This window comes from Sorangium sp. So ce590, assembly GCF_051521365.1.
Taxonomy (GTDB): domain Bacteria; phylum Myxococcota_A; class Polyangia; order Polyangiales; family Polyangiaceae; genus Sorangium.
This window is the reverse complement of the sequence record NZ_CP150346.1, coordinates 11,321,414-11,342,369: the sequence shown is the minus strand read 5'-3', so window position 1 is coordinate 11,342,369 and position 20,956 is coordinate 11,321,414. Positions and strand designations below refer to the sequence as shown.

At 72.6% G+C, this 20,956-nt stretch carries 14 protein-coding genes; 4 read left to right on the top strand and 10 right to left on the bottom strand.

The genetic code is table 11. The annotated features are described in order from the left end of the window. Positions 1–66 precede the first annotated feature (66 nt). The gene (locus tag WMF28_RS43040) at positions 67–2,307 is read right to left on the bottom strand and encodes a substrate-binding domain-containing protein (protein WP_437599565.1); all 2,241 of its coding nucleotides are present in this window, start codon (positions 2,305–2,307) and stop codon (positions 67–69) included. Between the two features lie 272 nt (positions 2,308–2,579). Here WMF28_RS43040 and WMF28_RS43035 point away from each other — a divergent pair, with 272 nt between their 5' ends. Next, positions 2,580–3,761: a hypothetical protein gene (locus tag WMF28_RS43035; protein ID WP_437599564.1), complete on the top strand. Its 1,182-nt coding sequence runs from the start codon at positions 2,580–2,582 to the stop codon at positions 3,759–3,761. Between the two features lie 470 nt (positions 3,762–4,231). On the opposite strand, the gene WMF28_RS43030 is transcribed toward WMF28_RS43035, so the two are convergent. The 7 genes from WMF28_RS43030 to WMF28_RS43000 form a co-directional block, all read right to left on the bottom strand. After that, positions 4,232–5,053, bottom strand: coding sequence for a hypothetical protein (locus tag WMF28_RS43030; RefSeq protein WP_437599563.1), 822 nt, complete (start codon positions 5,051–5,053; stop codon positions 4,232–4,234). A gap of 19 nt (positions 5,054–5,072) precedes the next feature. Further along, the gene (locus WMF28_RS43025) at positions 5,073–5,579 is read right to left on the bottom strand and encodes a hypothetical protein (RefSeq protein ID WP_437599562.1); all 507 of its coding nucleotides are present in this window, start codon (positions 5,577–5,579) and stop codon (positions 5,073–5,075) included. Between the two features lie 274 nt (positions 5,580–5,853). Continuing rightward, positions 5,854–6,885, bottom strand: coding sequence for a hypothetical protein (locus tag WMF28_RS43020; RefSeq protein WP_437599561.1), 1,032 nt, complete (start codon positions 6,883–6,885; stop codon positions 5,854–5,856). Next, positions 6,882–7,550: a hypothetical protein gene (locus tag WMF28_RS43015; RefSeq protein WP_437599560.1), complete on the bottom strand. Its 669-nt coding sequence runs from the start codon at positions 7,548–7,550 to the stop codon at positions 6,882–6,884. Before WMF28_RS43015 ends, WMF28_RS43020 begins: the two co-directional genes overlap by 4 nt. A 274-nt stretch (positions 7,551–7,824) precedes the next feature. Then, a complete protein-coding gene (locus WMF28_RS43010; protein WP_437599559.1) occupies positions 7,825–9,012 on the bottom strand; it encodes a glycosyltransferase family 4 protein in 1,188 nt (395 codons plus the stop codon). Further along, entirely contained in the window at positions 9,009–10,370 is a 1,362-nt protein-coding gene (locus WMF28_RS43005; RefSeq protein ID WP_437599558.1) for a phenylacetate--CoA ligase family protein, read from the bottom strand. Before WMF28_RS43005 ends, WMF28_RS43010 begins: the two co-directional genes overlap by 4 nt. A gap of 305 nt (positions 10,371–10,675) precedes the next feature. Beyond that, entirely contained in the window at positions 10,676–14,629 is a 3,954-nt protein-coding gene (locus WMF28_RS43000; protein WP_437599557.1) for a protein kinase domain-containing protein, read from the bottom strand. Between the two features lie 802 nt (positions 14,630–15,431). On the opposite strand from WMF28_RS43000, the gene hisC reads away from it, so the two are divergent. Beyond that, positions 15,432–16,517: a histidinol-phosphate transaminase gene (hisC, locus tag WMF28_RS42995; RefSeq protein ID WP_437599556.1), complete on the top strand. Its 1,086-nt coding sequence runs from the start codon at positions 15,432–15,434 to the stop codon at positions 16,515–16,517. 71 nt (positions 16,518–16,588) lie between these two features. Here the strand turns inward: hisC and WMF28_RS42990 are convergent, their stop codons facing one another. Together WMF28_RS42990 and WMF28_RS42985 are read right to left on the bottom strand one after the other, a co-directional pair. Next, positions 16,589–17,338 carry a hypothetical protein gene (locus WMF28_RS42990; protein WP_437599555.1) on the bottom strand — a complete coding sequence of 250 codons (750 nt, stop codon included), beginning with the start codon at positions 17,336–17,338 and terminating at the stop codon, positions 16,589–16,591. Positions 17,339–17,639: 301 nt separating this feature from the next. Continuing rightward, entirely contained in the window at positions 17,640–18,833 is a 1,194-nt protein-coding gene (locus tag WMF28_RS42985) for a cytochrome P450 (protein WP_437599554.1), read from the bottom strand. Positions 18,834–18,875: 42 nt separating this feature from the next. Here WMF28_RS42985 and WMF28_RS42980 point away from each other — a divergent pair, with 42 nt between their 5' ends. Both WMF28_RS42980 and WMF28_RS42975 read left to right on the top strand, forming a co-directional pair. Then, the gene (locus WMF28_RS42980) at positions 18,876–19,628 is read left to right on the top strand and encodes a helix-turn-helix domain-containing protein (protein WP_437599553.1); all 753 of its coding nucleotides are present in this window, start codon (positions 18,876–18,878) and stop codon (positions 19,626–19,628) included. Between the two features lie 98 nt (positions 19,629–19,726). Continuing rightward, positions 19,727–20,905, top strand: a complete 1,179-nt coding sequence (locus WMF28_RS42975) for an aminotransferase class V-fold PLP-dependent enzyme (protein ID WP_437599552.1) — start codon at positions 19,727–19,729, stop codon at positions 20,903–20,905. The last annotated feature ends 51 nt before the right edge of the window (positions 20,906–20,956 follow it).

Sequence of the window (20,956 nt, the reverse complement as noted above, 5' to 3'; positions counted from 1 at the left end):
CCTCGTCCGGAGGCCCGATCGATCCCTAGCCGATCTCGGGAGCGCGGTGTGGAACGCGAAGAGGCCCTACCGCGCGCCCCGCTTCGCCTTGCGCGCGCGCCCGCCCGCCGGCCCGAGCTCGCGGAGCGCCGCCGACAGCGACGAGAACGTGGCCAGCGCGCCGAGGTCGACGCCGACGAGGCTCATCGCGATGTCGGGACGCACACCGACCAGATAGACCCGCGCCCCGAGCAGCGCGGCCGCCCGGCTGATCATCCCCAGGGTGTGGGCGACCTGGGCATCCACGAACGGGACGCCCGTCAGGTCGAGCAGCACGCAGAACGCCCTGTGTCGGCTCACCCCCCCGGACACCTTCTCGAGCACCTGCTGGGCGCGGTCGCCGTCGATCATCCCGACCAGCGGCACGAGCAGCACGCCGGGCAGCAGCGGGATGACCGGACAGCCCAGCTCTCGCACCGTCTCCGACAGCGCGCGCTCGATCCCGTACGCCTTCTGCAGATCCGCGTGCCGCGCCGACAGCGATTCAAGCAGCGCGTCCCGCTCCAGCGCCGCGCCGAGCAGCGTCCCCCAGATCGCCACCGTGCCCTCGTCCCCGGTCATCGCGACGATGGTCGAGCCGACGAGCGCCAGGATCCCCCAGTCGCGCCGGGCGGAGCGTATCGGCAGCAGCATCACCATGTGCGTGCCGTCGTTGGCCGACGGCGGCAGCATCTCCGCCGGCGGAAACGCCTCCAGCCGACAGCGGCTGCCGTCCGGGGGGACCGGGCTGCCGTCGCGGCTGTAGGCGCCGGCGACGACGAGGTCCGTGCGCGCCGCCGGGTCCTCCCACAGGGCGAGGCAGCCCCAGACCACCGTGGTCGTCTCGAGCCACGAGAGCGACCTGTATTCCTGCTCGGTGCCGCCGAGCAGGGCAAAGCTCACCTCGTAATTGGTCCTCGCGAGCACCCCGAGCTGGTGGAGATACCGGGTCTCGGCCTCGAGCCGGGCCCGCGCGATCGCGAGGCGCGCGAGCTCCAGGAAGTCGTCCACCCGCCGCCTGGCCGCGGCGTCCAGGGTCGCGCCGCGCCGCTCGGGGAGCTGGCCCAGCAGCCGCGCCGTCGCCAGCAGCGCCCCCACATCGGGCGTGATGTCGACGGCCTGCCGATAGGCCCGCTCGAGCTCGGCGGCCGGCGCCGGCGCCGCGCCGCGGAGCACCGAGAAATACATGTCGACAACCCGCGTGACCGCCGGCCATACCGCCGTTGGCGGCAGCTCGGGCGGGAGCGGCCGGGGCAGCATCAGCAGCTCGACCATCTGCCGGGCCACGACCCTGCCGGCGTCCTCCTCGGGCGCCGCGTCCTCCGCGTCGAGGAAGTTCTGGATCACATTGCATCCGCACGAGCTCCGCAGGATCAGCGCGTTCGCCGTGCGCACGCCCTCGGCCGGGAAGGGCTCGCCGTCGATCATCGACGCCATGAGATCGCACGCGGCGCTCCCCATCATCTCGAACCGCTGGCGCACGGTGGTCAGCGGCGGGTCGGCGCTCTGCGCCTCCACGACGTCGTCGAAGCCGATGATCGCCAGATCCTCGGGGATGCGGACGCCGGCCGCCTTGAGCTCGGACATCATCCCGAGCGCGTTCTTGTCGGTCCCGAAGACCGCCGCCGTGCACGCGGGCAGCTGCGCGAGGAGCGCCGGCGCGGCGGCGCGGCCTCCGCTGTACATGTTGTTATCGCACGGGATGACCAGATCGGGATCCAGGGGGATCCCCGCCTCGGCGAGCGTGTCCTTGTAGGCGTCGCGGCGCTCGCGCACGTCGTACGCGTCGAAGCTGCCGACGAACGCGATGCGCCGGTGCCCGTGCTCGATCAGGTGGAGCACCGCGCTCCGGACGCCGCCGTGGTTGTCCGGGAGCACGGCAGGACAGGCGATGTCGGCGGGGCGGGCGCCGAGGGTGATGAACGGGACCCCCGCGCGGGCGAGCTCCTCGAGGCCCCCGTACTCGATGATGACGATCCACCCGTCCACCTGCTCCCTGGCGAGCGAGGGCGCCTGGACCTCGGACGGCGTGCCGCGCAGCACAAGCGTGCGATGGCCGCGCTGCTGGGCCGACGCATGAATGCCTATCATGACAGGGCCCCAGAACGCGCCGGAGAGGAAGGGGGCGACGACGCCGATGGTGCGGGGGCTGGCCGCTCCGCGCTGGATCTCGGCCTGGCGCGCCTCGGGGCCGGCGGCCTTTCCCCTGGCCTGCCGCCCCGCGGCGCCGGGCAGCTCGCCCCACTGCTCCGGCAACGGCACCCCCCTGCCCTGGCGACCCTGACCCATTTCCGACGGCCTCCTGCTCCACGACCTGGTCGCCCTTCCCAAGACTTCTGTGGGCCCCCCCAGGGTACACGCTGCACCGGCCCCCCGGGCGAGAACTCTGGCGTTCTGCCGCTGAATCCGGAGCGAACCGTCAGACCGCGGACATGGCGAGCCCACGCGCCGCCTGCGTTCCGGCCGCCGTCGCCCGCGGCGCTGGCGCGAGGCTCTCGGGGGCGCCCGAGCATCGGGCGAGCTGCCCCATCGGGCGAGCAGCCCGGTGCTATCGTGGGGCGATGCGGTACCGCGACGAACGGGACGCGCTGCGCGGGCGCGTCGACAGCCTCGAGGAGCAGCTCGCGGCGGCCAGGAAGGAGCTCGAGGGCCACCGGGACGACGATCGGGCGGCGCGCGTCGAGCAGATCGAGCGGCAGATGGCGGAGGCCCATCGCGTGCTCGACCAGCTCGGCCGCGAGCTCGACGCGGTGCGCGAGGGGCCGAGGCGCTCGCTGGCCGTGCCGATCCTGGCGATGCTCGCGGGCCTGGGGCTCTGCGCCATGGTCGCCGGCTACGCGCTGATGCGGCCGGCGTCGGACGCGATCGTCGACGTTCCGGGGCCGGTCCCCGCCGTGCCGGCCGAGCCTGTCCCCGCGCCGCCTTCGCCCGCGCCGGCGCCGCCGGAGCCGGCCGCGTCGGCGCCCGAGAGGCCGTTGCGGCGCGCGACCGCGACCTGGAGCGCGGCCGTCACGCGCGCCACGGGGCTCCCCCTCGCGGCCGGCGCACGGTGCACCGTCGAGGCGGAGCTCACGAGCTCGGGCGACGACATCCGCGTGCCCTCGCTCGAGGTCGTTTGCGGCGGGAAGCCGATCTATCGATCGCGCGATCCGCTCAACGGCATGTCGATGTTCAGCAGCGGCGTGGAGGAGGACTCCGGCGCGGAGCCTGGCACCCAGGTTTATGCCCTCTCGTACGAGGACAAGGGCTCGCGCGCCGGGGATCGGGCCGAGGTCTCGCTCGACAGCATCCGCAAGGCCGGCGCCGTCTGGCGCGACTCGGCGCCCGCGTACCGCGTCGAGCTCATGCTGGCTTACCAGAGCCCGCCCGTCGCGGGGGAGCCGCTCCTCGACGTCACCCGGATGGCGCTGCGCCGGTCCGGGCGCGTCACCGAGTCCACGGGACCGAGCCCGGCCAAGGCGGGCTCGAGGTGCGCGCTGCAGGTCTCGCCGCTCCCGCGAGGCGGCAAGTGCCTCACGCGCCTCGCGTGCGGCGGCCGCGTGCTCTACGGCGCGGGCACGACCGGCGTGTCCGAGTGCACGGTGGAGGGGGACCAGGTCGTCCGCGTCCACGACGGGAACACGACCCCGAACGGCGGCGATCCGGCGTTCGACCTCGACGTCGCCACGGGGCGTGTGACCGTGAAGGACGACGTGGGTGGCGCCACGTGGACCGTGGGCGTGAAGCTCGATCCGACGTCCTGAAGGAGGCACGGTCGTCCGAGGCGAAAACCTTGTACAAGTTCGAGACCCCGGGGGTCGACCGAGGCCGGAACCTTGTACAACTTCGAGACCCCGGGGGTCGACCGAGACCGGAACCTTGTACAAGTTCGAGACGCCGAGGGTCGGACGAGGCCGCAGCCTTGTACAAACTGAAGGCCGGCAGGGTCGGACGGGGCGGAAACCTTCTACAAACTGAAGGCGCAAAAGTCGGCCGAGCCTCTGACCTCGGCTGAGCCGAACAGGGGCAGATATTCCGAGTCCGTGCCCCTGAACGAGCCGAAGGGATCCGAGGTCGTCCAAGGCCCCGTGCACGCGAGCGGCGCGCGGGGTGAGGGACAAGGACTGGCCCCCGCGCGGAGCACGATGCGCCGGCCCTCACCCAGCCTGCGAGCGCTGCCGCGGCGCCACGAGCAAGAGCGAGCGGCGCAGCAGGCTCCTTTCGAACGCGGCGGCTACTGCGGCACGTCCGGGACCGGCGCGTCGGGCTCGATCTCGGGGAGCGCCTCGTCGTCGTCCTCGGCCGGCTCGCCCTTGCTGCTCTTGCCGGCCGCGCGCCGGGCGGCGGCCTGGCGCAGGCGGTCCAGCGGGGCCAGCGCCGCGCGCGCCGGCTGGACCGTCTCCGGCCTCTCGCGATCGACGCTGGCCACGACCTGAAGCAGGTAATCGCCGATCGCGCCCACGAGCTCCCGGAGCGGCTCGCGCAGGGCCGCCACGTCCGCCGGCGTCTCGTGCGCCTTCGTGATCCCCAGGGCCTCGCCGTACGCCTCGTGGGCGGCGCGCACCTCGGTCAAGAACTCAGGGCCCGTGATGGCGACAAGGTCCTTGCCGAGCGCGTCGTCCTCGGCGATCCGGTTGAGGAGGGCGCTGCTCTCGGCCCACTCGAGATCCATCGAGAGCGTGAGGAACTCGAGGCCTTCCGGGAACAGCACCCCCGAGATCTCCCTGGCTCGCTCGGCCCTCGGGTGCGCGTCGACGGGCAAGAGGGCACAGGCATCGACGCGCATCTTCAGGGCGGCCCAGGCGGTATCGACACGGTGGTCCGCCTTGGCCTTGCTCGCGGGCTTCGGGGCGCCGGCCGCGCGCCGCTTCTGGTCCCACGCCTTGGTCATGGCGAGCGTCGCCTTGCGCACGGCGCGCGCCGTGCGCTTCATGCCGCCGGTCGCGTCCCTGGGCAGCGCCGAGAGGAGCGCGATCGAGAGCGCGACGGCCTGCCGCACATCGAGCTTCGGAGGACGCAGGTATGGAGTCGGATCGAAAGAGATGGACTTTGCCACGAAATACCTCCCTTGCCTGTCAAGTCATCATGGGCAAACGGACGGCGTCAAGCGATTTTGGTGTTCCCCGGACACCGACCCACCCTTCTCGCTCGCGGCCCGTGCCCTCCGGATTCTCCGCCGGCTCCGGCTGCCCCGGCGCCCCGTCGCTCCCCGCCTCGAGCCCGCCGTCGCCCCCGTAGCCGCCCGTGGACTCGATGCCGTCGCCGCACGCGGTCACGACCGGGAGGGCGCCCACCGGGATCCCCGCGGGCGGCGCGATGACGGTCGACGCATCCGGCCCGACGTACGACCATGCGTCCCACCACGCGCCCTTCGCACAGCTACGGGCGCCCCAGAGGTCCACCCCGGAAGGCAGCGTGATCGTCTCCTCGAACGACCCGCCGCACGCGTACACGCGCCGCGTCGGCGGCTTGCCGTCGCCTCGTCCGTGCGCGGCGAGCCCGATCGCGTGTTGCAACGTCTTCACCGGCGCGTCCTTCGTGCCAGGGCTCCCGTCGTCGCCGGACGACGCGCTGACGAACACCCCGCATTCCTCCAGCGCCGGCGCGGTATCGGGCTCTCCCTTGCACGGGTCGGGCGGAGGCTCCAGATCGGGGTCGCAGTCCAGCGCTTCCCAGCAACCATCGGAATAACGGCACGCGGTCAGCGTGCTTGCGCTCCACGCGCACAGCGCGACAGCGCGACCGCGCGACAGCGCGACAGCGAAGGACGCGATCGAGAGGTGAGGGCCTCGTGAAACGACCGCCGGGCGGGTGGCAGGAGCACGACGACCACGACGACGGGCGTCTTGGGTAAAGCTACCAGGGCCTCGGGAGGTGGTCGGCCATCGCCGCCCACGTCGTCCGCGCGGCGCGGACCGCCGCGAGCCAGTGGACCTGGTCCGGATCGCCGTCCCACGGCGGCGCCTCGCGCCAGCGCGCGTCCCAGTACTCGCGCGCGGCCGCCTCGGCCGTCGCGAGCTCGCTCTCGTCCTCGGGCGCGTCCTCGACGCGATCTGCAACGAACCGCCACGGTTCCGAGTCGCGGTGGCGCCGCTTCGACCAAGGGGGCGCAGGCTCCCCGTCGAGGATTCCGTCGCTGCTCCGGAGATAGGCCTCGTAGGCGCTCTGCGCCACCGCGCTGCGCCGGTGGACGGTGACCCAGTGCGCGCACGTCTCGCGGTACGCCTCGGCCCACGCGCGATCCTCCTCAGGCACATCCTTGCGCCAGGCGCTCGCGTGGAGCTCGCGCAGTGCTCGCTGGCTCGCCTCCACGTCCTCGCGACTCGCGCCGCTCGCGCGCCATGCGGCCACGAGGGCTCGCTCGCGTTCTGCGCTCGGGCCCAGCAAGTTCGCCTCCGCCTGCTGGCGGTACCAGTGATAGGGAGGATCCACCATCCGGGGGATGTTCCTCTTCGTGGAGAAGGGTCTCTCGCTTCGTCCCAGCCGGAAGCCCCGCTGGAAGGCGCGGAGCGCCTCGGGGCCGTGGCCCTGGGCCACATCCTCGGCCGTCAGCAGCTTCCAGAGATAGGTCCTGTCCAGGCGCGCGAGCGCCTCGGCCTCCGTGGTGGGCTTTCGCTCGAGAGCCCCATAGCCGGCAACGAACGCCCGCTTCACGGCGGCGATCAGCATCGGCCACGGCGGGGCGGCTCTGCCGTCGACCCAGTGGTGGAACTCTTTCCGGTGCGCCTCGGCCCACGCGCGCTCCTCCTCCTCTGACAGATCGTCTCGCCATGCCGTGCCGCACACCTCGCCCAGGTTCTGGAGGTAGGACTTCCATTTTCGTGGGTCCTTGGTCCTGAACATGACCGACCCATTGCCCGCCTCGCGCGCGACGAGATACCGTTTCACGGTTGATCCCCGCCAGGAGGGTCTGTGGGCTCTCCGCCCGTAGGGAACGAGTCGGACGGTCTGGGAGGGCATCCCCAGCCCTCCCCTGCGCCGAGCGGGCAGAGGAGCGGCGCGAACCGAGGAATAGCCCACCCTGGAGGCGGCCCCGGAAGGGCGATCATGGCTTGGATGATATCATCCGATTCGATCGCATCTATATCGACGATCTTCGGATCCACCTTCTCGGGCTCGTATCGGAAATCCCATACATACTTGCACTCGATGTCGGTGTACGCGGGCAACAGATCCTTGATTTCGCCCTGCGCGGAAGGCACGACGTAGCGCGCAAACTCCTCAGCGCAAAAAATGTACGACGGCAAATCGGGCTTTTCCGTAAGACACTTGATCATATCACGAACAGTCATAAACTGATGCGGGCGGTCGTACCAACCGCTCCATAGCCCGCCCTCGTTGTCGCGGCAGATTACCTTGCCCACCTGGTCGTTCTTGTCCCTTGTCTCCAACCATTCCTTCGCCAGCTCGTTCATGGTCCAGCGCTTCATCTCCATCAGGCTGTCGTGCGGCATCGCCGCAATCTGACGTCTCAGCTCCGCGCGATCTTCTGGGTCCATGATCGAGCAGCCGACGACGAGCGGAACGAGCACGGCGACGCGCAGAGGTCTCATACGGTTCCCTCCTGAGCGTGGCGGACGCTACTCCGCGCCGCGTCGCCGGACAAGACGTCCCGCGGGCCGTGGAGCACGACCGACAAGGCATCCCGTGTGCATGGCGTCCGCAACGTCGCCCCTCCTGGGTCCCGCGCCTGCGGCGACGACGGCAATCACCAGCCTCGACGGCGAGCCGTGGCACAGCACCACCAGCGACTGCGTGCCGCGGGGACGAAACCGAACCCGGGCGTTCACCTATAAATCAGACGCTCGCTGTCGTGTTCCGCGGGAGCTACCCCCCGAGCACCTCGGCATACAGCTCTTCGTACGCCCGGACCATCCGGTCCACCCCGAACCGCTCGACCACCCGCGCCCGCCCCCGCATCCCCATCGCGGCGCGGTCTCCCCGCACCGCGACCGCCTCGAGCGCTCCCGCCAGCGTCTCCGGCGCGCCCGGCGCCACGAGCAGCCCCGTCTCGCCCTCCTCGACGATCTCCGGGTTGCCCCCCACCCGCGTCGCGACGATCGGCACCCCCACCGCCGCCGCCTCGATCAGCGTCAGCGAGATCCCCTCGGTCAGCGACGCGAGCGCGAACACGTCGAAGGCCGGGAGCAGCTCCGCCACGTCGCCGCGCGTCCCCGTGAACGTGACCGCACCGCCGAGCCCGAGCCGCGCCGCCTGCTGCTCGAGCGCCGGCCGGAGCGGGCCGTCGCCGATCAGCGAGAGGTGCGCGTCCGGCCGCACCGCGCGGAGCCGCACGAACGCCGCGAGCAGCGTCGCGTGGTCCTTCTCGGGCGACAGCCGCGCGACGCACCCCACGTGGTAGCCCGACGCCGGCGCCCCGAGCCGCGCCCGCGCCGCGCCCGCGTCGCCCGGCCGGAACACGTCCGTGTCCACGCCGTTCAGGATCGTCACCACCTTCGCCGGATCGACCCGCTCCACCTCGAGCGCGACAGCGCGGGCGTCGTCGCTCACCGCCACCACCCGGTCCGTCAGCGCCGCGGCCAGCCGGTTGACGAGCACCTTCCGCCTCTGCTTCGGGTAGTTGCGCCCGTGCTTCGTGTGGATGACGCGCGGCCCGCCGCCGCCCGGCAAGCTCACGGCCCGCGCGAGCCCCGCCGCCAGCGCGCCGTAGAGGTGCGGCCCCGGGTTGTGCGTGTGGACAAGCCGGATCCCCTCGCGCCGCAGCCACGCCGACAGCCGCACCGGCAGCCCCGGGTCGAGGCCCGGCCTGCGCGCGAGCACAACGAGCGGCACGTCGAGCCGCGCGAGCTCCTCGGCCAGCGCGCCGGGCTCGTGGAGCGCGCACACGACCGGCGCGAACCGGTCGCGCGCCGTCCGCTCGAGCAGCCGCAGCACCACCCGCTCGAGCCCGCCCACGTTGAGCGACAGCACGACGTGGGCGACCTTCGCGGGCTGACCCGGCGCGGCGCGCGGTCCCACGCCCCGCGCCGGCCGGACCTCGGGAACACCGTTCACGCCGCGGCCCCGCTGCCGAACTCGATCGGCACCTCGGACACGGTGAAGCGGAACTTCCCGCCCGAGGTGACCGGGATCTCGTCGACGAGCTGGACCCGGATGTCCGCCCGCTCGCCCAGGAACTGGCGCAGATCGCGCTGGATGGCCTCCGACGTCTCCGCCCTGTAGCTCTCGCCGGGGACGATCCGGACCGTGATCGCCCGCGACTTGTCCTGGTGGACCTGATACCGCTCCACCGTCGGGTTGTCCTTGAAGAAGTAGGGGAAGAACACGGCCGACAGGAGCTGGCCCTCCGGCCCGACGATCATGTCGAGCACCCGCCCCTCGACCGAGGCGAGCAGCGGCAGCCCGCGGCCGCACGAGCAGGACCTGTCCGCCGCGATCACCACGTCCTCGTTCTTGTAGCGGATGAGCGGCATCGACCGGCACAGGAGGTCGGTCAGGATCACCTCGCCCGGCTCGCCGGGCCGCGCGAGCCGATCGCCGCACTGGACCTCGACGAAGACGTTCTCGACGTTGAGGTGCTTGCCCTCGCGGCGCTCGCACTCCGCGCCGATCAGCATCATCTCCCTGCAGCCGTAGCGATCGTAGACAGGCGCCTGGAACGCCTTCTCGATGACCTCGCGCTGGTGAGGGAAGAGCCGCTCCGCCGTCGCGATGATCCCCTTCGGCGTGGGCAGCCTGCGCCCCGTCTCGAGCGCGTAGCGCGCCGTGTAATAAAGCGGGCTCGTGTAGCCGACAACGAGGTTGGGCTGGTAGCGGAGGATCTCGTCCACCACGCCCGCGAGCCGGGCCTCCGCCAGGTTCCACGCGCTGACCGTCTTCTTCCGGAGGAACGCCTCGTGCAGCGTGCGCTTCACCTTCTTCCAGCGGGGCTCGTGGGTCGGAATGCCCCAGATGTACAGCTCCTTGTCCCCGATCCGACCGCCGGCCCACGCGTCAGCGCGCAGGGCGGCGGCCTGACGACACTCGTAGGTCGTGTGATCGTAAAAGAACCGTGCCGGCTCCCCGGTAGATCCGCCCGTACCGCTCCGGAAGAGCTTGCCTTTCCACCCCTCGGCGATGAGCTCGTCGCCGTGTGCGCGTAGATCCGCCTTGGTCAGGATCGGAAAACGCACGAGATCGCCCGGCGCATGCACGTCCTTGACCCGCACCCCGTGCTCGGCGAAGCGTCGCCGGTAAAAGGGCACGTTCTGCTCGGCGAAGCGGAGGGTCGCCAGCATCTTGCGCCAGTTGAGCTCCCGCAGCTCGCCCTCCGGCCGCCACTGGGACCGCTGCAGCTCCTCGAAATACGTCAGCGTCGCCCTCCTTCGGAGTTTCGTCTCGTAAAGGGGAAAGAGCACATTCCGGAAGAGCATTGAATACATAACCCGACCGAGGATTCTTTCGGACCTCCGACCCACAGTCAAGCTGCGGCAGCCGGGACGCCGTCGTGCGCACGCCCGCGGGCGGCAACGGAGGAGTCGTGAAGGAACTCCACATCACGGCGTTTCCAGCGCAGGCGGTCAGCGGACACGACCGCTGACCGCGGCGCTCCGTCCGGCCACAGCGCGAGGCGCACGAGCGAGCTCGCCTTGCCACGGCGCCGCGCGCGGGCCGCGACTCGACGCCTTCGCCTTCACTCGCCTTCACTCGCCTTCAGTCGCCTTCAGTCCCCTTCAGTTCATTGCAAGGTAGGCTCCACCTCTTGCTGCCAGAGCGCCGCCAGCGCGAACGTCTTGGCGTTCTCCGGCACGGCCTGGCAGAAGCTCTGCCGCCGCGCCGGGTCGTGGATGCGCTGCGCCCGCGCGACGAGCCGCTGCATCGCCACCGCGATCGCCTCGCGCGCCGCCTCGTCGTGGCCGGAGGCCCGGAGCGACTCGGCGTACACGAGCCGGATCTGCGCCTCGCCCTCCTCGGTCCCGCCGACCGACACGAGCAGCCCGAGCCCGCGCCGCGCCGCCTCCAGCGCCTCGTGGGCGCGGCCCTGCTCGAGCAGCACCCGCGCGCGCACCGAGAGCGCGAGCGCCTGGAGGGTCGGCACGTGCGCCAGCATCGCCACGGCCGCGCCCGCCTCGTTGTCCGCCGCCTCGAGGTGGCCGAGCCGGGTCAGGATCGCCGCGAGGTACGCGCGCGACCGCGCCTCCTGCCGCCGGTTCGCCTGGGCCGCGAACGCCTCCACCGCCTCGGCCGTGACCGCGCGCGCCGCGCCGAGATCGCCCTGCTGGATCCAGAGCAGCCCCAGGTTCTGCTTCGCGAACGCCGCCACGTTGTAGAGCCCCAGCCGCTCCGCCTCGGCGAGCGCGTCGCGCAGCTCCGCCTCGGCGCGGCCGTACGCCCCGAGCTGCACGAGGCAGTGCGCCGCGTTCACCCGGCTCAGGCACGCGTTCCTGATGTCCCCGGTCTGGAGGTACGCCGGGATGCTCTGCTCGGTGCACTCGAGCGACGCCGCCGGATCGCCGTAGCAGAGCGCCCGCGACGCCCGGAGCGCGTGGATGCGCGCGGCCACCGCCGCGTCGCGCTCGGCGAGCGGCATCGCCACCCGCGCGAGCTCCTGCACGATCTCCTCCGCCGCGGCGTACTGGCCCCCGTGCAGGAGCGACCCGGCGATGCGCGCCAGCGCGCTCACCGAGGCGCCGGTCGCCTCGTCGAGCAGGTCCGGCGCGCCGCCGCGCTCCCCGCCGCTCGGCCTGCCGCCCCGGAGCTCCTCGACGAGGTCCGCGAGCCGCTCGCCCATGCCGAGGCGCACGCGCATCGACGCCGCCTCCGCGGCCGCCGCGTACCAGAGCGCGCTCTTCCTGGGGAAGTCCTTCATCGCCATGACGGCGCACCGCTCGGCGTCGGCGGCCTCGCCGAGCCACTTGTGCGCCTCGGCCTGGACGAGGCGCAGCGCCGCGAAGAGCTCGCCGTCCGCGTCGGCGCTCGCGACGCCCTGCTCGGCGCGCTGGATGGCGGCGCGGAAGTCGTTCGCCCCGAGCGCCTGCTCCGCCGCGCGCCGGAACCAGATGACCGCCCGCTCGGCGTCGCCGCCGCGCGCGAAGTGGTCGGCCAGGAGCGCCGCGTCGCGCTCGTCCGCGGCCTCCAGCCACTCGCCGGCGAGCAGGTGGCCGAGCGCGCGGTCCCCGTCCGTCAGCGTCGCGTACGCCGCCTCGCGCACGAGCGCGTGCCGGAACGCGTACTCGTCCTCGCCCCGGAACTTCCCCTCGCCCCGCCGCGCGATGAGCTCGCGATCGACCAGCACGGCGAGCCACCCGTCCACCTGCGGGGCCCGGCGCTCGCCGCCGAGCAGCGCCATCAGCCCCCCGCGCCAGAACTTCTGGCCGAAGACGCTCGCCGCCCGGAGGACCCGCCGCGCCTCGACGTCGAGCGACTCCAGGCGGGCCTGCACCATGGACAGCACGGTCTCGGGCAGCGCCTCGGTGCGCCCCGACGCCGCGGCGCGGATGAGCTCTTCCAGGTAGAACGCGTTGCCCCCGGCGCGCTCGCACAGCCGCGCGCAGAGGTCGGGCGTCACGGCGTCGCCGAGCACCTCGCGCACGAGGCGCTCGCTCCCCCGGCGCCCGATCTCGCGCAGCCGGATCTCCTGCACGCCGCGCGAGACCCACACCTTCGGGAAGACGGCCTCGACCTCAGGCCGCGCGAGCGCGAGCACCATGAGCGGCTGGTCCCGGAGGGCGAGCGCCGCGTCGATGAGCTTCACGGTGGGCACGTCGCCCCACTGCAGGTCCTCGAGCACGAGGAGCACCGGCTCGGCGCGGCACTCGGCGAGCACGAAGTCCTCCCAGGCGCGGCGGATCTGGTCGCCCATGAGCATCGGGTCGCTCCGCGCGGCGCGCAGCTCGACCCGCCCCTCGTCGGAGAAGCGGATCCGCGCCACCTCGCCGAGGAACTCGGTCACGCGGGCGAGGTCGCCGCCGCTGAGGGTGCGGCCGACGCGGGCGCGCAGGCGCTGCTCCTGGACCTCCTGCGGCTCGCCGCCGGAGAGCCCGGCCTCGCGGCGGAGCATCTGGCGCAGCATCCCGAACGGCGATCCGGCGCTCATCGGGTCGGCGTGGCCGAGCCAGACCTGCACGCGCTCCTCGCGCTCCTCGACGCGGCGGAGGAACTCGTAGCGCAGCCGGCTCTTGCCGAGCCCCGCGGGCGCGGTGATCACCACGGCGCGCGCGGTCGGCTCGGAGACGCACTCGTCGAGCACGGCGTCGAGGATGGCGAGCTCGTGGTCGCGCCCCACGAACGGCGTCGTCCGCCCGAGCAGCGTGCGCGCCGCCTCGACGAGGTCGCGCTCGGCGCGGAGCACGAGGCCTGTCGCGTCGCCGTCCACGTCGAAGCGCGCGTCGAGCAGGCCGGCCATCACCTCGTCGAGGCGGATGGAGCCGCCGTCGGCGCGGTCGAGCAGCCGCACGGCGCGGTCGATGGTGGGCCCCATCGGGAGCCGGTCGTCCGCGGAGCCGCGGCCGGCGACGAGGGCCATCTGCACGCCGGGCAGGAGGTCTCGCACCTCGATCGCGCACCGCGCCGCGCGCGCCGCCTGGTCGGTGATGAGGCCGCGCCCCTCGAGCGTGATGAGCAGGAGCCCGTCGGTCAACGTTGGCAGGGTCTGGAGGGTCCCGCCGAAGCGCGTGGCCACGCGCTTCACCTCGTCCTCCGGGACGGTGCGCGCGAGGGGCAGGGTCATCGGGAGGGTCATCGGCATGGTGGGCCCTTGCCACGACGGTGCTTCGGGCGGCCCCATGCGGGCGAGCATCAGGCAGAGCGTCCGCCGCTCGCCGGTGGTGAGCGCGCTCGCGCGCCGGCTCACGGGCGCCGGGGGGGAGCTGTGGATCTCGCCCACGCGGAGCAGCTCGAGGGCGACGGCGGCGCCGTTCGCGGGCCTCTGGTGCGGATCCTTGGTGAGCATGTGGGCGACGGCGGCGTCGACGCTCTCGGGGATGTCGGCGCGCATGTCGCGGAGGCGGGGTGCCTCGTCGAGCACGACGCGGAGGAGGGCGGCGTGGATGTCGTCTCCGACGAACGGCGGGCGTCCGGTGAGGCAGTGGAACAGGACGCAGCCGAGGGCGAACACGTCGGCCGGGGTCCCGACGGCGCGCTCGCCGCGCGCCTGCTCGGGCGCCATGTAGAACGGCGTGCCCATGACGACGCCGGTCATGGTGAGGGGCGCGAGCGACGTGAGGCGAGCGATGCCGAAGTCGAGGAGCTTGACCTGCTCGACGGCCTTGTCGACGAGGTAGAGGTTGCTCGGCTTGAGGTCGCGGTGGACGATGTTGTTGCGGTGGGCCTCGGCGAGGGCCTCGGCGATCCGGAGGCCGAGCGTGACGCTCTCGCTGACGGTGAGCCCGCGCCGGCGCAGCCGGTCGGCGAGGCTCTCGCCCTCGAGCCACTCCAGCGCGAGCCACGGCTCCCCGCTCTCGGTGGCGCCCTGCGCGATGTACCGGACGATGCCCGGGTGCCGCAGCTCGGCCAGGACCTGCGCCTCGCGGGCGAAGCGCTCGCCGTGCTCGAGGCCGCGGCCCGACATGACCTTGAGCGCGGCGGTCTCGCCGGTGTGCCTGTCGAGGGCGCGGTAGACGGAGCCCATCCCGCCCGACCCGGCGAGGCGCTCGATCAGAAAGCGGTCGGCGACGATGTCCCCGGGTTTCATCGGGACGGCGAGTATCACACGGAGCACACGCGAGGAGGCCAGATCCCGGCGCCGGGCGCTCGGTGAGGCCGCCGGAGACCTCGCCGCGCGGGCCCCGCGGGGAGCAGGGGGGCGGTGGAGCCGTGGGGAGGTGGGAGGACCGCCGCCAGGCTGCGGGGGATGGCACCACGTGTGTCCCGAGGTTCGGAGAAGGGCTCCGACGTGACACGACGTGTGTCCGAACGTTTACAGGAGACCCTGCGAAATGACACGACGTGTGCCCGAACGTTTACAGGAGACCCTGCGAAATGACACTACGTGTGCCCGAACGTTTACAGGAGACCCTGCGAAATGACACTACGTGACCACCGGTGCACACGGCTCGGGGTGCGCAGCGACCCCGAGGTGTTGCGGGGGCGGCTCGCGGGGGTCTGTCGCGCGAGCAGGGGGGTCTCTCGATTTCGCGCAGAGCGTGCGGCCGGGTCGCTGAGAGGGTCGTGAAGGAGAGATTCACCGCCAAGGCGCCATGGCGCAAAAAGGCGGGATGCGATGGGCGAGGACGAGATAGCCGCGGTCCTCGTGGAGGCGGCGGGATCATCGCTGCTAGGGCCGGCGAGCCCTCTGGCAAGCCCCCATTCTCTCTTTCTTGCGCCTTTGCGCCTTGGCGGTGAATCTCCCCTCTCTTTCTTGCGCCTTGGCGCCTTCGCGCCTTGGCGGTGAATCTCCCCTCTCTCTTCTTGCGCCTCTGCGCCTTCGCGCCTTGGCGTTCAACATGGCGCCGCACGCTCGCATGGCGTGGCGGAGGTGTGATAGGGTGCGCCCCATGTCAGCGCTTGTTCTTCCGACCGTCGAGACGCTCGTACCGTACGAAGGAGGAAAGCCGCTCGATGAGCTCGCGCGCGAGCTCGGCGTGACCGACGCCGTGAAGCTCGCCTCGAACGAGAACGCGCTCGGCCCGAGCCCGCGCGCCGTCGAGGCCGTGCGCCGGGAGCTCGCGAGCATGCATTTCTACCCGGACGGGGCGGCCTACCGGCTCCGCGAGCGGCTCGCGGCGGTCCACGGCGTCACCATGGGCGAGATCATCCAGGGCAACGGCTCCAACGAGCTGCTCGACCTCATCGTGCACGCCTTCGCGACGCCGGGGTCGCACATCGTCTTCGCCGACCCAGCCTTCATCGTCTACAAGCTCGCCGCGCTCGCCTACGGCGCCCCGTTCACGGCCGTGCCGCTGCGCGACCTGCGGCACGACCTCGAGGCCATGGCCGCGGCCGTCACGCCGCAGACACGGCTCCTGTTCGTCGCGAACCCGAACAACCCGACCGGCACGCACGTGGGCCGCGGCGCGGTCGAGCGCCTGCTCAGGGAGGTGCCGCCCGAGGTCATCATCGTCATGGACGAGGCGTACATCGAGTACGCCGACGCCGCGGATTTCCCGGACTCCATCCGACTCCGCGGGCTCCGCGAGCGGCTCATCGTCACGCGCACCTTCTCGAAGATCTACGGCCTCGCGGGCCTCCGCGTCGGCTACGCCGTCGGCCCGGCCCAGCTCATCGGCTACCTGAACCGGGTGCGCGCGCCGTTCAACGTCAGCGCGATCGCGCAGGCAGCCGCCCTCGCGGCGCTCGACGACACCGAGCACGTCGAGAAGAGCCGCGCGCTCAACCTCCGCGAGCGCGACCGGCTCACGCGCGAGCTCACCCGGCTCGGGCTGTCGGTGGCGCCGAGCCAGGCGAACTTCGTGCTCGTCGACGTCGGGCGGCCGGCGCGCGCCGTCTACGACGCCCTGCTCCGGAAGGGCGTCATCGTGCGGCCGTTCGGCAACCTGCCGACCAGCCTGCGCGTCACCATCGGCACCGAGCGCGAGAACCAGCGCTTCCTCGACAGCCTGTCAGACGTGCTGGCGAGCTGACCCGGCCCGCGCACCGCCCGGGCGCTGGATCACCTTGGCCGCCCGCTCGACCGCGGTCGAGGGCCCCACGGCTACCCGCGCTTCGCCTCCGGCCCTGCATGGCGCGCCGCCGCGCGCACCATGCCGCCGAGGCTCAGCGGCACGAGCGTGATCAGCCCGCGCCCCTCCGCCGGGCCGGAGTGCGCCGACACGAAGCAACGGACCGATGGGTTCTCGTAGAGGTGCAGAAAGTCGCAGCCGTCGGCCGGCTCGCTCGCCCGCTGCCCGGCCTCGAAGACGAACGGGCTGCCCTGCTCGCTCGCCCCGAGCTCGAACGAGGCGGCGAGCCCGGACATGAGCGCGTCGGCGCCCGCCGCCCGGCTCTCGGCCGGGCTCGTGTGTGTGATGTCGACGAACCGCGAGAACAGGGCGTAGCTCGACGGGTGCGCCAGCGAGCACAGGCAATAGACGGGTCGACCCGGGTGGGCGAGCATGTACCGGATCAGGCGCTCCAGGACGAGGCGCAGGGCGACATCGCCGCCGGGGCGCTGGCCGAGCGCGCCGGACTCGCCGCGGAAGATCGCTATCCGCGCGCCGGAGGACTCCCGCTCGAGGATCTCCATCGCGAAATAGCCGACGATCTGCCCGCCCGCGCTCCGGCGGAGCATGACCGCGCCGTGCTCCGTACCGGCCTCGATGACGTGGCTGGCGAAGCTCCGCTTCCGCTGCGAGCCCTCGAAGATCCGGCGGCGGAGGCCATAGAGCTCGTCGAGGAGGATCTGCTTTTCATCCGGCGTCCTCTCGCGCGGAACAACGACCTCGATGAAGGCCTGCTCTCTCATCGAGCTCTCCATGCCTGCCCGTCCTGTCGGCCGCTCGACTGCACGGGATCTGCATCAGCAATGGCGGTGCCAGCGGTGGGAAACGCGGCGAAGACCCCGCGTTCGTGCCCTCGACGGCCAGGCCTCGCCGCCGGCGCCCGCGCCGCGCGGCCTGGCCCCGGTCGAGCGGCGCCGCGGTCCCGACGGTGATGGGGGGCACGGCCGCTCCGGCCGGATCGCGCAGCGGGTGCGGCCGGGAGGCATCAGAGCGGCAGACCTCAGGAGAGCCGGGCGAGCCGCGCGTCGAGCGACGCACGCGCGCTCACTCCTCGGACGGGGCGAGGCGCGTCCCCGGCGCGAAGCGGATCGGCAGGCGGGTCGGGCCGAGCACGTGGATCGCCCGGCGCGGCTCCCACGGCGCGTCGCTCGCGAGCTCGAGGTCCGTGAGCCGCGCGACGAGATCCGACAGCGCGATCCTGGCCTCGAGGCGCGAGAGCGGGGCCCCGAGGCAGAAGTGGATCCCGTGCCCGAACGCGAGGTGCGGGTTGGGATCGCGCGCGAGCTCGAAGCGGCCAGGATCGCGAAAATGCTCTGGATCTCGGTTTGCCGAGCCGATCATCGCCAGCACCGGCTTGCCGGCCGGGATCACCTGGCCGTGCATCGGGACATCGCGCTTCGTCACGCGGAACATCACCTGGACCGGCGAGCGGTAGCGCAGGACCTCCTCGATCGCGGAGGGCAGGAGATCGGGCTCGGCACGGAGGCGGGCGAGCTCGGTCCTGTGCTCGAGGAAGCACAGGATGGCATTGCTGAGCAGGTTCGTTGTCGTCTCGTGGCCGGCCACGAGGAGGAGCTGGAAGAAGCCCAGGATCTCGTCCTCGTTCAGCCGTTCTCCGTCCACCTCGGCGTCGATGAGCCGGGTCAGGAGATCGTCCTGCGGCGCCGCCCGCCGCTGCGCGAGCAGGCCCCTCAGGTAGGCCTGCATCTCGGCGGTCACCGTGGCGAACTCGGCGATCGCCCGGGCCGCCTCCTCGCTGCCCGAGACCGTGGTGCCGAGGTCCAGGATCACGTCGCTCCAGCGCTTGAACCGCGGCTGGTCCTCGATCGGCGCGCCGAGCATCTCGGCGATGACGAGCAGGGGGAGCGGGACCGTGTAGTCCTCGACAAGGTCCATCTCGCCACGCTCGATCGAGCGGTCCAGGAGCCCGCGCGACAGCTGGCGGATGCGCGGCTCGAGCGCCGCCACGGCCCGCGGGGTGAAGGCCCGCTGGAGGATCGCGCGCAGCTTGGTGTGGCGCGGCGGGTCCGAGAAGATGAGCCACTCGGAGGTCCTGTTGCCCGGCGGCGACACGACGGAGCTGAACGCTTCATGATCGTGGAGCGCCCGCTTCACCCCTTCGTAGTCGAAGATCATCCACGCATCGGAGGGCGGATAGTGGAGCACCGGAGAGCCGCTCCGGAGCTGGTCGTACAGGGGGTAAGGGTTTCGTCGCATCTCGTCCGAGAACAGGTTCATCTCTAACGACCTCCTTCGCGCGCCAGGGTAGGATTCCGGGCCGTGGGCCGCTTGAACGAAACCCGGATCGGCGCCGTGATCGCGGAGGCCTTCGCGGTGCGCGCCTCGACGGCGATGGCGTCGACGCTCCACGCCGAGCACGGCGCGGCGGTCCTGGTCGGGCTGGAGAGCGACGTGACGGTGACCGTGCCCGAGCCGGGCGGCGCGGTCGTGCGCGGGCGCGTGGTCGTGGTGCCGCCGGATCGGTGGCACGCCGCCTCGAGCCCCGGGCCCACGATCGGGCTCCTGGTCGATCCCGAGGAGATGCCGCGCGTGGCGAGCTACGCGCGCCTGCGCGGCGGGGCCTGCCCGCTCGAGGGCCGCCTCCTCGCGCGCGTCGAGGCGGCCGTGGCGGCGCACCGCGCGTCGCTGTCGCGCCCCGACGTCCTCGATGGCCTCGCGCGGGAGATCGCGGCCTGGCTCGCGCGGGAGTCGCCGCCCCGCGCCCCGGACGGCCGCGTGGCCCGCGTCCTCGAGGCGCTGCGCGATCCGGCCGCGGACAGGCGCCTCGCGCTCGCGCGCGCCGGGATCTCCGAGGCGCACCTGCAGGCGCTGTTCGTGCGCGACGTGGGGCTGCCGATCCGCACGTTCCAGCTCTGGCGCCGGCTCCTCGTCGCGCTGGCGGCGTTCGCGCGCCTCGACGCCACGGGCGCCGCCCACACGGCAGGGTTCGCCGACCTGGCGCACTTCTCGCGGACCTGCCGCCGCATGCTCGGCTACTCCCCGACCGAGCTGCGCAGCGGGCTGATGGAGTAGCCGGCGCGGCCGACAGCCGCGGCCGCGGCCGGCGGTCGCCGCGATTGACGTGGTGCCGGCCAGCCGGCAGCGTGTCGGCCTGCCGAGGAGATGACGTGATGACGATGGATATCGCCGCGCTGCGCCGCGACACCCCGGGCTGCGCCGGCGTCCTGCACTTCAACAACGCGGGGTCGTCGCTGCCTCCGGCGGTCGTTGTCGACACGGTGGTCGAGCACCTGCGGCGCGAGGCGGCGATCGGCGGCTACGAGGCGGAGGCGGAGGCGGAGGCGGGCGAGCGGCTCGAGGCGGTCTACGGCGCGATCGCGCGGCTCATCGGCGCGGCGCCGGACGAGATCGCGCTTGTCGAGAACGCCACGCGGGCCTGGGACATGGCGTTCTACTCCCTCCGCTTCGGCCCGGGCGATCGCATCCTGACCGCGCGGGCCGAGTACGCCTCGAACTACATCGCGTTCCTGCAGGTCGCGCGGCGCACGGGCGCCGAGATCGTCCCGATCCCGAGCGACGAGCGCGGCGCGGTCTCGCTGTCCGCGCTCGATCGCCTGCTCGACGAGCGGGTCAAGCTGATCGCGATCACCCACGTCCCCACGAACGGCGGGCTGGTCAACCCGGCGGAGGCGATCGGCGGCCGCGCCAGGGCGGCGGGCGTGCCGTTCCTGCTCGATGCCTGCCAGTCGGTGGGGCAGCTGCCGATCGACGTCGAGGCGATCGGCTGCGATCTCCTGTCGGCGACGGGGCGCAAGTACCTGCGCGGGCCGCGCGGCACCGGCTTTCTCTATGTCCGGCGCGCGCTGCTGGACCGGCTGGAGCCGCCGTTCCTCGACCTCCACGCGGCCCGCTGGACCGCGCCGGACCGCTACGAGCTGCGGCCCGACGCCCGGCGCTTCGAGAGCTGGGAGAGCTACGTCGCCGGCCGGCTCGGGCTCGGCGCAGCCGCCGAGTACGCGCTCCGGCTGGGCCTGCCCGCGATCCGCGACAGGGTCTCTCTGCTGGCCGAGCGCCTGCGCGCGCGGCTGGCCGAGCTCCCCGGGGTCGCCGTGCGCGACCTCGGCGAGCAGCGCTGCGGCATCGTGACCTTCACCCGGGACGGCGAGGACGCCGCGGCCGTCAAGGCCCGGCTCGGCGCCCAGGCGATCCACGTCAGCGTGTCGACCGCCTCGGGGACGCTGCTCGACTTCGAGGCGCGCGGGATTCCCGATCTGGTGCGCGCCTCGGTCCACTATTACAACGACGAGGCCGAGATCGACCGCTTCGTCGCCGCGCTCGCCGCGACCTGAGGGAGCTCGCCGCCCGTCCGCGCGGCGCCTCGCGTCCGCTTCGTGCTCGGC

Bases quoted from the DNA above. Each gene is read 5' to 3' on its own strand.
- WMF28_RS43040 (WP_437599565.1), bottom strand. From the start codon at position 2,307: ATGGGTCAGGGTCGCCAGGGCAGGGGGGTGCCGTTGCCGGAGCAGTGG.
- WMF28_RS43035 (WP_437599564.1), top strand. From the start codon at position 2,580: ATGCGGTACCGCGACGAACGGGACGCGCTGCGCGGGCGCGTCGACAGC.
- WMF28_RS43015 (WP_437599560.1), bottom strand. From the start codon at position 7,550: ATGAGACCTCTGCGCGTCGCCGTGCTCGTTCCGCTCGTCGTCGGCTGC.
- WMF28_RS43005 (WP_437599558.1), bottom strand. From the start codon at position 10,370: ATGCTCTTCCGGAATGTGCTCTTTCCCCTTTACGAGACGAAACTCCGA.
- WMF28_RS43000 (WP_437599557.1), bottom strand. From the start codon at position 14,629: ATGAAACCCGGGGACATCGTCGCCGACCGCTTTCTGATCGAGCGCCTC.
- hisC (WP_437599556.1), top strand. From the start codon at position 15,432: ATGTCAGCGCTTGTTCTTCCGACCGTCGAGACGCTCGTACCGTACGAA.
- WMF28_RS42990 (WP_437599555.1), bottom strand. From the start codon at position 17,338: ATGAGAGAGCAGGCCTTCATCGAGGTCGTTGTTCCGCGCGAGAGGACG.
- WMF28_RS42985 (WP_437599554.1), bottom strand. From the start codon at position 18,833: ATGAACCTGTTCTCGGACGAGATGCGACGAAACCCTTACCCCCTGTAC.
- WMF28_RS42975 (WP_437599552.1), top strand. From the start codon at position 19,727: ATGACGATGGATATCGCCGCGCTGCGCCGCGACACCCCGGGCTGCGCC.